This window comes from Wolbachia endosymbiont of Nilaparvata lugens, assembly GCF_007115045.1.
Taxonomy (GTDB): domain Bacteria; phylum Pseudomonadota; class Alphaproteobacteria; order Rickettsiales; family Anaplasmataceae; genus Wolbachia.
In genome coordinates this window covers 325687-340761 of sequence record NZ_MUIY01000001.1, presented here as the reverse complement: position 1 = coordinate 340761, position 15075 = coordinate 325687, and the positions used below count along the sequence as shown (strand labels likewise).

Below are 15075 nucleotides of genomic sequence, written 5' to 3'. Positions count from 1 at the left end.
TTGATTAGTTGATTGATTCAATATATTCCTTCCAAAGTGGGTTGTTAATTTTATCTAACAATTTCTTATGCTCATCAATTTCTTTAATACTTGGTGAATGTTCTCTGCGAGCTAAATTAAGCACTTTATGCTGAATAAACGTAGAGTTATTGTCCTGAGCACATTCATTATTAAATAAAAAGGTTTGCAATCCTCCTGTAAGCTCAACATAGACCTTTGCAAGCAATTGAGCATCAACTAATGCTCCATGCACCTCTCTACCTTCCAGAGATATATCAAAACGTTTACATAATGCATTTAAAGAAGCAGGCGACCCTATGAATTTTTTTCTCGCAAGTGGTAATGTATCTAACACTCTATCTGAGGAAATCAATCCAGCATTCAACTTACCTAACTCCATATTAAGGAACTTAACATCGAATTCAGCATTATGAATCACCAAAATGTCATTAGATATGAAGTCAAGAAACTCAAGTGCAACATCTGAAAATAGTGGTTTATCTTCTAAAAACTCCTCACTAATACCATGAATATTAAATGAGTGATAAGGTACATCTCTTTCTGGATTAAGATATCGATGAAATGTTTTACCTGTTGGAATACGATTGATTAATTCCACACATCCTATCTCAATAATTCGATGACCAGATCCAGTGTCAAGACCTGTAGTTTCAGTATCAAGTACTATTTCGCGTAGCTTACTTTCCATCAGTGCAACAACCTTACTTATCGTTTGTTGTTAAATTTTCATCAATACTTGCCTTCTTATAGTTAATAGAAACAAGTAACCAAGTTGGGTCTGATGAATTAATATTTTTTTTGAATTGCCATACATCCTCAACTTTGTTAACAGTGGACATACTACCTGATATAACATCTCCTTCATTATTCTTAACAAAGTTAATTTGCTCTGAAAGAAAACATACTGCAATAAATACTATGTTTTTCACTAACTTTATTTCTAAGATCTTTTGTGAAACGATAGAAACAATTATAGACTCGTGTATCTCTTTACGATGTTTAATCTTGTCTATAAAGCTATTATACAAATCTTTGTCCAGAAGGGATTTTAATTGAGGTAAATTTCCTTGGTTAAAATATTTAATTATTAATTCAAAAGCTATGTTTGAACCTTCGATAAAATTGGAAATAGAGAACTCTCTGTTTTTTTGTAATATTTGTTCATAAGTAGCTTCTATTGAACTTTTGTCATTGCTATAAATATAATCTTCGATATTTTCTACTACATCCTCTTTACTTTGACTTACATCCAATACACCTGTTAGCTTTTTTAGATTGAGACTGGCTGATCTTCCTAAAGAGTTATATAAGCGTGAAAAAATAAACGCCGCTAGTAAAGCATATATTACAAGCTCTATCATGGTAACTTGCTCCTTTTGATATATAAAGTATCTAAATATTATTAATTATTGATAAAAATATGTTTTTCATATTAACCTATAGTTAGGTTTACTATTCGTTTGTAAATGGATATATTATATAAGAAAGTATTAAACATCTCAACTTAATTAAAGGAGACTTAAGAAATGTTACAACATAAAATGAAAATTCATGGTCAATATGTCAAAGATTTTTCGTTTGAGAATCCAAATTCGCCATTCCTTTCTTCTAGTAAAGCTCCCGATATTAATGTAATGGTTAACATTAATTCGGCAAAATTAGAAGGAACAGAAAGCAAAAAAGGAATAAATGAAGAAAAGCCTTTTCATGAAATTACTTTGCATATAGAAGCCAAAGCAACGGTAAAAGATGAAAATGTGAAAGATGGTGTAGCTTTCATTTGCGACGTAAAGTATTGTGGCATTTTTTCAATAGAAAACTCTACAAAGCTAAGTGAAGAGGAAATGAGGCGAACTTTGTTTATTGGCGGACCTACTTTTCTTTTTCCTTTTGCAAGGGAAATAATCGCAAGAACTACAAGTAATGGTGGGTTTCCTCCACTTATGCTAGATCCTATAGATTTTGAAACTATGTATCAGCAGCAAAGCCAGCAACAAAAAAGTAGCGTTAGTAATTCCAATTTTAACTAATACAGGATGAACAATTCTTTAAATGCAAAGAAGACTTTAAACATTTACGGGAAGTCATACAACTATTTTAGCCTAAGTAGTGCTAGTGAATTTTTAGGAATAGATACAACTAAATTGCCCTGCTCGCTGAAGGTTGTGCTTGAAAATTTATTGCGCAACGAAGATGGAGTAAGCGTTAAATTAGATGACATAAAGATATTAGCAAATTGCGTCAAGAAACACATTAATCACGAAATTAGCTACAAACCAGCAAGGGTTTTGATGCAGGATTTCACAGGAGTTCCCGCTGTCGTTGACTTAGCTTCAATGCGTAATTATGTGAAGAAAAACGGAGGTAACCCAAGCAAAATAAATCCATCTGTACCTGTTGATCTTGTGATCGATCACTCTGTTCAAGTAGATAGTTATGGAAGTGTTTCCGCATTCAGTAAGAATGTTGAGCTAGAAGTAAAAAGAAATTTGGAGAGATATCAATTCTTAAAGTGGGGAGAATCATCCTTCACAAATTTTAGAGTAGTGCCACCCGGTACCGGAATTTGCCACCAAGTGAACCTTGAATATTTAGCGCAAGTTGTGTGTAATAATGATGGAGTCATATATCCTGATACTTTAGTTGGTACTGACAGCCATACTACAATGGTTAACGGGTTATCAGTTCTTGGTTGGGGTGTTGGAGGCATAGAAGCTGAGTCTGTGATGCTTGGTCAACCAATTAGTATGGTGATTCCAGAAGTAGTTGGATTTAAATTAATTGGCAGACTGCCGGAAGGAGTAACTGCGACTGATTTAGTGCTGACGGTTACCAATATCCTAAGAACAAAAGGCGTTGTTGGTAAGTTTGTAGAATTTTATGGTGATGGTTTAGATTATTTATCTTTGGCAGATAGAGCCACTATAGCAAACATGGCCCCAGAGTATGGTGCAACTTGTGGGTTTTTTCCAATTGATCAGAAAACACTCGATTATTTACATTTAACAGGGCGACCAGAAAAGCTGATTAAGTTAGTTGAGGCTTATGCGAAAGAGCAAGGATTGTGGCGTGGCAATAATGAGTTAGCATTTTTTGACGCACTAGAACTTGATTTATCGAGCGTGAAGCCAGTAATGGCTGGTCCTAAAAGACCACAAGATAAGGTTTTTCTTTCACAAGTGGCAGAGTCTTTTTCTAAATCATTTTCAGTTAATGAGTCAAAGGAAAGCGATAAACTCCAAGATGGAAGTGTAGTTATTGCAGCAATAACAAGCTGCACTAATACTTCAAATCCAAGTGTGATGATTGCTGCAGGTCTTGTAGCTCGTAATGCAATTAAACTTGGATTAAAATCAAAGCCTTGGGTTAAAACTTCTCTTGCTCCAGGGTCACAAGTTGTAACAGAATATTTAGAAAAGTCTGGATTGCAGGTAGATCTAAATGCTTTGGGTTTTAATCTAGTTGGATATGGTTGCACAACTTGCATTGGGAATTCTGGTCCACTTAATAAAGATATAGAAGATGGCATTAAAAACAAAAACTTAACCGTTGCTGCAGTTTTATCTGGCAATCGTAACTTTGAAGGAAGAATTCATCCGTTAGTCAAAGCTAATTACTTGGCATCTCCGCCACTTGTTGTTGCATATGCACTTGCTGGTACTGTGCAAATTGATCTGACAAAAGATTCAATATGCAAAGATAAGAATGGAAATGATGTCTATCTCAAAGATATATGGCCAACAAACAATGAAATCGAAGATTGTGTTAAAAGTGTGGTAACACGTGAGATGTTTATACAAAAGTATAAGGATGTTTTTTCTGGTGATGAACATTGGCGGAAGATAAAGTGTGAAAAAAGTGAAATCTATAATTGGGATGCAAACAGTACTTACATACAAAATCCGCCTTATTTTGATAACTTATCACCTAAAAATAATAAAATCGATATAAAGGGTGCACAAATATTAGCAATGTTTGGCGATAGCATAACTACTGATCATATTTCCCCTGCGGGAAATATTGCCTCGAGTAGTCCTGCCGGTCTATATTTAAAAGGGCTTGGAATTGAACCACGGGATTTCAATTCATACGGGTCTCGCCGTGGTAATCACAATGTAATGATGCGTGGGACTTTTGCTAACATTAGAATAAAAAATGAAATGGTTAGCACCGAAGGTGGATATACAAAATATATTCCTTCTCAAGAAACTATGCCAATTTTTGATGCGGCGATGCGCTACAAGGAAGCTCTCATCATTGTGGCAGGAAAGGAGTATGGCACAGGTTCAAGTAGGGATTGGGCAGCAAAGGGTACTTTATTGTTGGGGATTAAAGTTGTAATTGCAGAAAGCTTTGAGCGTATACATAGGTCCAACTTAGTTGGTATGGGTGTTCTTCCACTTATATTCCAAAATGGAATAACCAGAAAGATATTTGATGGTAGTCAGGTAATAAGCATAAAAGGTGAAATAGTGCCAGGTGGAAATCTAGAATGTATCATCAAAGGAAAGGATAGTTCTGAACAATCAATTCAACTCAAATGCTGTGTACAAACCGCAACTGAGACTAAATACTTGATGTGTGGTGGAGTGTTGAGCTACATACTTGCACAATCTTTTTGATTTAGTGAAGTTATTGCATGGACTTCTTTTAGCCAGCCCTGATCCCTTTGTAAATAGCAATTTGCTCTGCGCAAAGTTATGATATAATTTCACCATACATATGGTGTCGGAGTATTTTTTGGAGATAATTATATATGATAAGCTCTATACAAGAACCTAATGAACTCAGAAAACGTTTACAAGGATTTTATCGTACTGATGAAAAGAGTTATATACGTTATCTTGTAGAAAAAGCAGAGCTTTCGGCTGATTCAAAAAATAGAATTTATAATATTGCAAAACAAGTTATTGAAAAAATCAAACACAATAAATTAAGTATTGTAGATTCCTTTATGCAGCAATACTCGCTTTCCAATGATGAAGGAATAGCATTGATGTGCCTTGCTGAATCACTACTTAGAATACCAGATGATTATACAATAGACGAAATAATCAAAGATAAAATTGCCAATCAGGAATGGAATAAATATTTAGGGCACTCTTCTTCGTTGTTTGTCAATGCTTCCACATGGAGCTTGATGATAGGTAGCAGTATATTGAGAGATAATGAAGGCGATTCGAAGTTCTATTACGCAATTTCTAAGTTACTTAAGAATTTAGGAGAACCGATCATTCGCAAAGCAGTAAAACAAGCAATGTCTATGCTTGGTAATCATTTTGTTGTTGGAGAAACCATAGAAGAAGCTTTAAGGTATGCAAAACTAGATGACAATAGTAAGTTTTTATACTCTTTTGATATGCTTGGCGAAACTGCTCACACAGCTGAAGATGCAGAAGAGTATTTTAATTCATACATGCACTCAATAAAAGCTATAGGTGAATCCACTGAAATAAATGATTGTTTTAAATCGCATGGAGTTTCAATCAAATTGTCTGCGTTACATCCACGTTATGAATTTGGTCAATTCGATAATATAGCTGAAGAGTTGAGAGCTAAACTGCTAGAGCTTTGTCATGAAGCAAAAAAATACAACATTTCATTATGCATAGATGCAGAAGAAACAGAAAGGCTTGAAATGTCCTTAATCTTGTTTGAACAATTACGGCTTGATGAATCACTTTCTGAGTGGGAAGGGCTTGGCTTGGCTGTGCAAGCATATCAAAAGCGCGCTTTATCTGTTCTTGACTTTGTTGAAGATGTTGCTATCCGATCAAAGCACAAAATTATGGTGAGGCTTGTAAAAGGTGCATATTGGGATTCAGAAATCAAGCGTACGCAAGAATTGGGATTAAATGATTACTCAGTATTTACAAGAAAAAGCTATACTGACGTATCTTACTTCGTGTGCGCACAGAAACTTTTGAGTAAACCAAACAGCTTTTACCCATGCTTTGGAACTCATAATGTCTATACTTTTGCTTCTATCATGGAACTTGCTGATAAAAACCACCCTGGATTTGAATTTCAACGCTTACATGGAATGGCAAAAGACTTATATGATTATGCAATGTCAGAGCTTGCAACAAATGTTAGCTGTCGTGTCTACGCACCCGTTGGGGAACATAGTGACTTGTTGCCTTATCTTATAAGACGCCTTCTTGAAAATGGAGCTAATAGTTCGTTTGTTAATCAAATAAGTGATCCTAACGTTAAAATCGATGAGTTAATTTCAGATCCACTGGAAAAAGCTATAAATTTTAATTATGAACCTCATCCAGGCATTCCATTACCACAAGATATTTTGGGACCAGAAAGAAAAAATTCCTTGGGGATGGATATTAGTGATTCTGTGATAGTCTCACAATTTGCAGATGATATAAAGGGTTTTAGTGAAAAAAAGTGGCAAATTGGACCAATAATTGATGGAAAAGCACTATTTGATAATGCTGAATTTATCGAAGTAGTGAATCCTGCACATTTGGAAAATGTAATTGGAGAAGTGTCAAGTGCAACAAGCGATCAAGCTTTAAACGCTCTTGAAATAGCACACAGTGCTTTTGCTAAGTGGCAGAATGTTTCAGCAGAAGAGCGCGCTAAATGCCTTGAAAAAGCTGCAGATTTGCTTGAGGAAAGGATGAAAGAGTTAATTTACATTCTGATTGTGGAAGCAGGAAAAATTTTATCCGATGCAATAGCAGAAGTAAGAGAGGCAATCGACTTTTTGCGCTATTATGCAATGATAGCAAAAAATGAACTGAATGACTGGAAAAAATTGCCAGGTCCAACAGGTGAAGATAACTTCATCTTTTTTGAAGGCAGAGGAGTTTTCTTATGCATATCACCGTGGAATTTTCCACTCGCTATCTTCATTGGACAGGTTTCAGCTGCACTTGCAGCAGGTAATGCAGTGCTGGCAAAACCGGCAGAGCAAACGCCGATTATTGCCTATGAAGCCGTTAAGATACTACACGAAGCTGGAATACCAAAAAATGTGCTACACCTTATTCCAGGGGATGGTTGGTATTTAGGTAAAACGTTAGTACCAGATAATAGAATTTCCGGTGTAGCTTTTACTGGTTCAACACAAACTGCTCAAATAATTAATCGAATGCTTGCTAGTAGAGATGGTCCTATTGTGCCACTTATCGCTGAGACTGGTGGATTAAATGCTATGATTGTTGATAGTTCTGCTCTTTTAGAGCAGGTAACTAAGGATGTTTTGATTTCTGCATTTCGCAGTGGCGGTCAACGTTGTTCTGCTCTCAGAGTGCTATTTATTCAAGAAGATATAGCAGAAAAACAGATAAAAATGATATGCAATGCAGCTCAAGAACTAAAGATAGGTGACCCAATACAACTGAGCACAGATATTGGTCCAATAATTGACAAAGCATCTATTGATATGCTCACTAAACATACGGAAAAAATATCAAGGGATGAAGATTCAAACCTTTTGTCCAAGGTACCCATGGATACAAATTCTTATGATGGTTATTTCTTTCCTCCGTACATTTATGAGATACAAAAAATTTCGCAATTAAAGCAAGAAGTGTTTGGGCCTATTTTACATATCATACGTTTTAATAAGTCGCAGTTAAATGAAGTTATAAGTGATATAAACAATACAGGATATGGACTTACGTTTTCTTTGCAAAGCCGTGTACAAAGTCAGATCGATTTAATAAGCAAGAAAATATCAGTTGGAAATGTATACATCAATCGCAATCAAATAGGTGCAGCAGTTGGAACACAACCATTTGGCGGTAGAGGACTGTCAGGTACCGGACCAAAAGCTGGTGGTCCTAATTATCTGCAACGTTTTTCTATAGAAAAGGTTGTAAGTGTCAACACTACAGCATGTGGCGGTAACATTACACTTGCGTGTTTGGATTGATTTGCAATTTCTAAATTGGAAGTCCGTGCAGTTGTGTATGCAGTACTAAAACCTAAAATTCATACACTGAAAGGATAGTTGTGATTCTAAGGAGGATTCAAAGAAAGTCTTGTCTTTAATAAAAGAAAAAGGTTGCTATAATTCTAACAAAAGCACTATAAACAAAATGAATGTAAAAAATATCTTATTAGCGTTTTTAGTACAATTTATATTCGATTTGTCATTATTTGCGGCTGATCCTATTTTGCTTAATTGTATTGAAACTCCAGGGATTTATGATCTTGAAACAAGGCCAAAAAGCTTTAACTCTTCAAATAATTTAAGAAGAAAACCTGGCTCTCCAAATAATGCAGCAGGAGAATTAATAAATGTAGTGGGTAGAGTTACTGATGTAAATTGCTTACCGATACAAAATGCTGTGGTTTCTATATGGCACGCAGACTCACTTGGCATGGGCTATTATGATGAAAATGTGGAGCTTGATCCAAATTTTGCTGGATCAGGAAGATTTGTAGTAAATAACCTTGGCTATTATAATTTTATTACAATAGTACCAGGTAAAATTGGTGATAGGGCTCCACACATCAACTTTTTGGTCCAACATCCAGATTTTCCAGAATTCACAACACAAATGTTTTTTGCTGATCATAATTGCGATAACTGTGATGATCTTCTTCTTGGTAATCTTATTGAGAGTGGACTTGCAAGCCTTCTGATAGCACCATTTACTTATAACAATCAGGCCATGAAGACCTACACATTTAATATAACCCTAGGTGGGCATAACAAATTTTCTGATAAAAGATAAAGCCCTTGCATATCAGGGGAGTTCATAGTAGTCTTAAGCGCTATTGTACTTAAAATGTATATGAAAAATATCTTACTAATGTTTTTACTATGTTTTATGTGCAGCTTACAATTATTTGCAACGGAGATGTCAACGATGAAGATAACAATTTCTAAAGCTTTACCCGATTTTGAGACGCTAGTGGTAGGTTTGTTTGAGGGTGATAAGCTCATAACTAATGTTCTACAAGATAAGCAAGCTATAGATAACATCAAGAAATTTAGTGGTTTTAATGGAGGTTTTGGTGAATTTTTCTCCGTTACTTCATCAGAGGGAAAAAATATTATAGTTGCTGGTCTTGGAATGAGGGATGAATGGGATGAAAGCAAAGGATTAAATATTGGTGGTAAAATATATTGTGAGCTAAGCAGATTAAGAATCAAGCGAGCAGCTATTTCAATCGAGGGCAGTACAGCAAATGTTGCATATGGAGCATTTCTGCGCAGTTTCAAGTTTAATAAGTATAAAACTAAAAAGGATGAAAAAATTACAGAAGTAGAGGAAATTACATTATTAGTAAAAGATGAACAGTTAAGTAGCATTGAAAAATCATTTGAGCGTTTAAAACACGAAGGTGAAGGTATCTTTATTGCACGTGCTTTTACTACTGAGCCACCTAATATTTTATATCCAGAGTCTTACGCTAATCGTATAAAAGCTGAACTTACTAAACTTGGTCTTGAGGTTGAAGTGCTTGATAAAAAGCAAATGGAAGAGAAAAAAATGGGAGCATTGCTTGGGGTAGCACAGGGAAGTAGTAAAGAGCCAAAATTAGTAGTGATCAAATGGAATGGAGCTTCCAAGGAACAAAAGCCTGTAGCTTTTGTGGGTAAAGGCATAACGTTTGATACTGGTGGAGTGTCACTCAAGCCTTCGCGTGGCATGGAGTCAATGAAATATGACATGGCGGGTTCTGCTACTGTGGTTGGGGTGATGCGTACTCTAGCTGGACGAAAAGCAAAGGTAAATGCAGTTGGTGTAGTTGCACTTGCAGAAAATGCAGTGGACGGTAATGCTCAAAGACCAAGTGATGTAGTAACTTCGATGTCTGGACAGACGATAGAAGTGTTAAACACTGATGCAGAAGGAAGGCTCATACTTGCAGATGCCTTATGGTATACACAAGATAGATTTGCACCGAAATTTATGATTGACCTTGCAACTTTAACTGGTGCTATAGTGGTTGCACTGGGAAATAATGAATATGCTGGTCTTTTTTCAAATAACGATGAATTAGCAAATCATCTGATTGATGCAGGAAATGAAGTAAATGAAAAATTATGGCGCTTTCCTATGAATGAAACTTATAACAAAATTATTGATTCGCCGATTGCTGATGTGCAAAATATAGCTCCTGCAGGTTCTGGTGGGGATAGCATAATGGCTGCACAGTTTCTACAGCGTTTTGTGAACGACACTTATTGGGCGCATTTAGACATTGCGGGTGCTGCTTGGCATGAAAAAGGCACTGATATTTCTCCAAGAGGGGCAGTAGGTTTCGGTGTAAGGTTGCTCAATAAATTAGTTGAAAAATACTATGAGGTTAATGATTAGGGATATTTGTATTGGGTTTATGGCTTAATTCATGGCTACATGATTGTCTATTTACAAGGTGTAGAAAATGATATCATAAAAGTAACTTGCACTTTCTTTTTGGAGGATTCTAAAGTTACGAACTTGAGCAGCATTAAGAAAGTATTTTTGTTCAAATGATGATCTATTAAAACTTTAAAGCCATTTAGTATTGACGCTATATACTTAAGTGTTAAAATAAAATGAGAAGTTTTTAGGAGTTTATATGGCAGTAGGTGGGAAAGCAAAGACAGCTAGTAAAAATAACCCTACTCAGCGTAAGAAAGCCGAGCAAAAAATGTATAAAGATAAACCGGTAAAACCTGTTAGATATATAGATCGTGATTCGCGCATGAATTATATGTCTGCTCAATATGACAACGGCAATCTGGTTAAAGATGAGGTGAGCGGCAATCCTATAAAGTGGGAAGCTGTATAATAGTTGTGGTTAAAGTTACTATTAATTCTAAGGAATGTGAAGTAGAGCATGGGCTCACTATAATTCAAGCTTGTGAAGTTGTGGGCGTTGAAATTCCACGTTTTTGTTATCATGAGCGTTTAGCAATTGCTGGTAACTGCAGAATGTGTTTGGTTGAAGTGGAGGGTGGACCTCCAAAACCAGTAGCCTCTTGTGCAATGCCAGTTGCAGAAGGGATGGTTATTCACACTGATACCCCTAAGGTTAAAAAAGCACGTGAAGGTGTGCTTGAGTTTTTGCTAATTAACCACCCGCTTGATTGCCCAATTTGCGATCAAGGTGGTGAATGCGATTTGCAAGATATCACGATGGCTTATGGGAAAGGAACCAGCAGACTTGATGAGCATAAGAGGGCTGTGCCAAAAAAACACTTCGGACCACTGATTGAGACTGCGATGAATCGATGCATTCATTGCACTCGGTGTGTTAGATTTTTGTCTGATGTTGCAGGTACAAATGAACTTGGAGGAATCGGAAGGGGAGAAAATGTAGAGATTAGCACTTACATAAAAAGGCATATTAGTTCTGAATTATCTGGAAATATCATAGATCTCTGCCCGGTGGGGGCTTTAACTTCAAAGCCTTACTCCTTTACAGCGCGTCCATGGGAGCTATCACATTGTGAGACTATAGATGTGCTAGATGCTGTGGGAAGTAGCATTAGAGTTGATTATCGTGGCCTGGAAGTTATGCGAATATTACCAAGGCTGAGCGAAGAGGTAAATGAAGAATGGATATCAGATAAAACCCGTTTTGCCTATGATGGACTAAAAGTTCAGCGTCTTGATCGACCTTATGTAAAAAAAGATGGTAAATTAGCCCCAGTTGATTGGAATGAAGCATTAACTGTTGCTGCAAAGAAATTAAAGAATACAAAATCAAATAAGATAGCTGCAATTGCAGGTGATTTAGCAGATTGTGAGTCTATGCTTCTACTCAAAGAAGTGATGCAGAAGCTCGGCTCGGGGAATATAGACTGTAGGCAAGATGGAGCAAAGCTTATACCAAATAATCGTGGGTCATATGTATTCAACACCACTATTGAGGGTATAGAAAATGCAGATTTATGTCTGCTTATAAATACAAATCCAAGAATAGAAGCACCAATAATTAACGCAAGATTGAGAAAGAGATATTTACAAGGTAATTTCACTATTGCAAATATTGGTCCTAATCTTGAATATCTATATAATGTTGAAAGATTAGGTGATGGTCCAAACGTTCTAAAAGAAATAGAAGAGGGAAATCATAAATTCTGTGAGTTACTGAGTGTGGCTCAGAACCCTATGCTAATTATCGGTCAAGATGCATTAATAAGAGATGATTCTGAATCAGTTTTAGCTCTAGCTGGCAAAATTGCAGAAAAATTTAACATGATCAGAGATGACTGGAATGGCTTTAACGTACTGCATAAGGCTGCAGCAAGGGTTGGTGGACTCGATGTTGGATTTGTTCCTAAAAAAGATGGAAAGGATATTAGTCAAATATTAAAGCAAGCAGAAAATGGCGAGGTAGAAGTTGTTTATCTTCTTGGTGCAGATGAAATTGATACATCAAAATTAGAAAATACATTTGTAATTTATCAAGGACATCATGGTGATAGGGGAGCGCATATAGCAGATGTCATTCTACCTGGAGCTGCATACACAGAAAAATATGCAACTTATGTAAATACTGAAGGGCGAGTACAGAGAACAAATTTAGCTGTTTTTCCTCCTGGTGAAGCAAAGGAAGATTGGTTGATTATAAAAAATTTATCCCAATATTTGGGTCTTTCCTTTCTATATGATAGTCTATTTGATGTTAGGAAAAAATTAGACACTATTGGTCCACAGTTTAGAGATGCTGACCAAGTAGTAGAAAATAAATGGGTATCAATTGCTTGTAATGAGATCAAATTAAGTAATATTCCTTTCACTCTAAAAAAGTATGATTTTTATATGACAGACTCAATAAGTCGCGCTTCAAAAATAATGGCAGATTGTACTAAAGCTTTCCATGGACACGCTGATTAATATCTTATTTGTTTTAGTACCGCTACTGCTTTCAGTAGCATATTTAGTGTACTTTGAGCGTAAAGTTATTGGTGCAATTCAACTAAGGCATGGTCCAAGTGTAGTAGGGCCATTTGGGCTACTACAGCCATTTGCAGATGCTATCAAATTGATAATTAAAGAGCCGATAATACCATTTAGAGCAAACACCATACTGTTTATTATGGCTCCAATGCTCACCTTTATTTTAGCATTAATTTCCTGGGCAGTTATACCATTTGGAGCTGAAATAATTACAGAAAATGGACAGCAGGTAATAATCCCTAAGGTAATAGCAAATATTAATGTTGGAGTGCTTTATGTGCTAGCTATATCCTCTTTGGGAATATATGGCATTATTATTGCAGGCTGGTCTAGTAATTCTAATTATGCATTTCTTGGCGCTATAAGGTCAGCTGCTCAAATGATTTCATATGAAGTTTCAATAGGTCTAATAGTTGCTATAGTTGTTATTACAACTGGCACATTAAATCTTGGAGAGATGGTGGTAGCGAAACATAATATGCCATTTTGGATTGATTTATTACTAATGCCTATAGGAATAATATTTTTTATTTCTTTGCTTGCCGAAACTAATCGTCACCCATTTGACTTACCAGAAGCTGAAGCAGAGCTCGTCTCTGGGTATAACGTCGAGTATTCATCAATGCCTTTTGCTCTCTTTTTCTTGGGAGAATATGCAAATATGATTTTAGCAAGTGCTATGATGACAATATTCTTTCTAGGAGGGTGGTATCCTCCATTAGAGCTTAGTTTGCTGTATAAAATTCCTAGTTTAATCTGGTTTGTTTTGAAGATAGTTGTACTTTTGTTTATATTTGTTTGGATTAGAGCTACAATACCTCGTTATCGTTATGATCAATTAATGCGTCTTGGTTGGAAAGTATTTTTGCCAATATCGGTACTTTGGGTAATACTCATTTCAGGAGTGTTGCTTTTTACTGGGAATTTGCCTGGATCCAATGTTTAATTTTCCAAATACAAGGTTAAGGCGTAGGCGCTCAGGCAAGTGGGTGCGCAATTTAACAAGTGAAAGCACTTTATCAGTAAATGATTTGATTTTTCCCTTATTTGTTCATGACGGGGAAGAAACAATTGAGCCAATTTCTGGCTTACCTGATATCAAATGTTATTCAATAGATGGATTAATTTCTATAATTCAGAAAGCTAAGGACTCGGGGATTAATGCTGTTGCAATTTTTCCTGTAGTTGATAGTAAACTAAAATCTGAAAACGCCGAGGAAGCGTATAATCCTGATAATTTAATCTGCAAAGCGATTCGTGCTGTAAAATCGAAGATACTTGATATTGGCGTTATTGCAGACATTGCACTAGATCCATACACTACTCACGGTCATGATGGCATTTTAAAAAGCAGTAGGATAGATGTAGAAAATGACGAGACTGTGTCAGCATTATGTAAGCAAGCGCTTGTTTTAGCAAAAGCAGGATGCGATATAGTTGCTCCTTCTGATATGATGGATGGTAGGATAGGAAAAATAAGGAAAGCGTTGGATGATAATGACTTTCAGAATGTGTCAATATTGTCCTATGCAGTAAAGTATTGTTCTAGCTTCTATGCGCCATTCAGGCAAGTTGTCGGTTCGTGTGCGTCATCAAATTTCATCGACAAAAGTGGTTATCAAATGGATTATAGAAATGCACGCGAAGCAATCTGCGAAATCGAAATGGATATAGATGAAGGCGCAGATTTTATAATGATAAAGCCAGGTATGCCATACTTGGATGTAATAAAAACAGCAAGTGAAAAGTTTAATTTTCCGATTTTTGCTTACCAAGTAAGCGGCGAATATGCAATGATAAAAGCTGCAGCAAATAATGGATGGCTGGATTATGACAGAGTGATTTATGAGTCTTTAATTGGTTTTAAACGTGCAGGTGCAAGTGCAATATTTACCTATGCTGCACTTGATGTTGCAAAAAGTCTTAGCAGTGTGGAACATCTAAATAGGTAGCTGGCCGACGTGACTTGACAAACCTTCCCACTTTCCTTATCATATCAATAAGAGTATTTATCCTTGTTTTTAATCTCTGCAGATTTAACAACAAAAATTCAGTAAAAAACTCAGGTATATATTGGCAGATTACATAAAATTATAGCGGCTGCATGTCTTTTTTATTTTTTCTACATTCAGCCAAAACACGCTTATTTTAAGCGTTAGCACATTATTACAATGCCAATTTA

Annotated in this window: 11 protein-coding genes; 9 read left to right on the top strand and 2 right to left on the bottom strand. The window is 36.0% G+C overall.

Features of this window, described 5'->3' with window-relative positions; all coding sequences use genetic code 11:
• Positions 1–4: 4 nt before the first annotated feature.
• A complete protein-coding gene (gene dnaQ / locus BWZ41_RS01665) occupies positions 5–709 on the bottom strand; it encodes a DNA polymerase III subunit epsilon (protein ID WP_143689189.1) in 705 nt (234 codons plus the stop codon).
• Between the two features lie 13 nt (positions 710–722).
• A complete protein-coding gene (locus tag BWZ41_RS01660) occupies positions 723–1382 on the bottom strand; it encodes a Tim44/TimA family putative adaptor protein (RefSeq protein ID WP_143689188.1) in 660 nt (219 codons plus the stop codon).
• 165 nt (positions 1383–1547) lie between these two features.
• Between BWZ41_RS01660 and secB the strand changes: the two genes are divergently transcribed.
• From secB to hemB, 9 genes are all read left to right on the top strand, one after another.
• Positions 1548–2051 (top strand): protein-export chaperone SecB, encoded by a 504-nt coding sequence (gene secB / locus BWZ41_RS01655; protein WP_143689187.1) that lies wholly within the window; start codon positions 1548–1550, stop codon positions 2049–2051.
• A gap of 6 nt (positions 2052–2057) precedes the next feature.
• Positions 2058–4643, top strand: a complete 2586-nt coding sequence (acnA, locus tag BWZ41_RS01650; RefSeq protein ID WP_143689186.1) for an aconitate hydratase AcnA — start codon at positions 2058–2060, stop codon at positions 4641–4643.
• A gap of 134 nt (positions 4644–4777) precedes the next feature.
• Positions 4778–7918, top strand: coding sequence for a bifunctional proline dehydrogenase/L-glutamate gamma-semialdehyde dehydrogenase PutA (gene putA / locus BWZ41_RS01645; protein ID WP_143689185.1), 3141 nt, complete (start codon positions 4778–4780; stop codon positions 7916–7918).
• A gap of 166 nt (positions 7919–8084) precedes the next feature.
• On the top strand, positions 8085–8726 hold the full coding sequence (locus BWZ41_RS01640; protein WP_143689693.1) for a dioxygenase family protein: 642 nt from the start codon (positions 8085–8087) through the stop codon (positions 8724–8726).
• Between the two features lie 96 nt (positions 8727–8822).
• Positions 8823–10319, top strand: coding sequence for a leucyl aminopeptidase (locus tag BWZ41_RS01635; protein WP_143689184.1), 1497 nt, complete (start codon positions 8823–8825; stop codon positions 10317–10319).
• Between the two features lie 244 nt (positions 10320–10563).
• Positions 10564–10776, top strand: a complete 213-nt coding sequence (locus tag BWZ41_RS01630; RefSeq protein WP_143689183.1) for a hypothetical protein — start codon at positions 10564–10566, stop codon at positions 10774–10776.
• A 5-nt stretch (positions 10777–10781) separates the two neighbouring features.
• Positions 10782–12830 carry an NADH-quinone oxidoreductase subunit NuoG gene (nuoG, locus tag BWZ41_RS01625; protein ID WP_143689692.1) on the top strand — a complete coding sequence of 683 codons (2049 nt, stop codon included), beginning with the start codon at positions 10782–10784 and terminating at the stop codon, positions 12828–12830.
• Entirely contained in the window at positions 12814–13839 is a 1026-nt protein-coding gene (nuoH, locus tag BWZ41_RS01620) for an NADH-quinone oxidoreductase subunit NuoH (RefSeq protein ID WP_143689182.1), read from the top strand. Before nuoG ends, nuoH begins: the two co-directional genes overlap by 17 nt.
• A complete protein-coding gene (gene hemB / locus BWZ41_RS01615) occupies positions 13832–14845 on the top strand; it encodes a porphobilinogen synthase (RefSeq protein WP_063630947.1) in 1014 nt (337 codons plus the stop codon). The genes nuoH and hemB overlap by 8 nt, the downstream gene beginning before the upstream one ends.
• Positions 14846–15075: the final 230 nt, after the last annotated feature.

Coding starts and splice junctions, on each gene's coding strand:
- hemB (WP_063630947.1), top strand. CDS start 13,832: ATGTTTAATTTTCCAAATACAAGGTTAAGGCGTAGGCGCTCAGGCAAG.
- putA (WP_143689185.1), top strand. CDS start 4,778: ATGATAAGCTCTATACAAGAACCTAATGAACTCAGAAAACGTTTACAA.
- BWZ41_RS01660 (WP_143689188.1), bottom strand. CDS start 1,382: ATGATAGAGCTTGTAATATATGCTTTACTAGCGGCGTTTATTTTTTCA.
- acnA (WP_143689186.1), top strand. CDS start 2,058: ATGAACAATTCTTTAAATGCAAAGAAGACTTTAAACATTTACGGGAAG.
- BWZ41_RS01640 (WP_143689693.1), top strand. CDS start 8,085: ATGAATGTAAAAAATATCTTATTAGCGTTTTTAGTACAATTTATATTC.
- nuoH (WP_143689182.1), top strand. CDS start 12,814: ATGGACACGCTGATTAATATCTTATTTGTTTTAGTACCGCTACTGCTT.
- BWZ41_RS01630 (WP_143689183.1), top strand. CDS start 10,564: ATGGCAGTAGGTGGGAAAGCAAAGACAGCTAGTAAAAATAACCCTACT.
- secB (WP_143689187.1), top strand. CDS start 1,548: ATGTTACAACATAAAATGAAAATTCATGGTCAATATGTCAAAGATTTT.
- dnaQ (WP_143689189.1), bottom strand. CDS start 709: ATGGAAAGTAAGCTACGCGAAATAGTACTTGATACTGAAACTACAGGT.
- BWZ41_RS01635 (WP_143689184.1), top strand. CDS start 8,823: ATGTGCAGCTTACAATTATTTGCAACGGAGATGTCAACGATGAAGATA.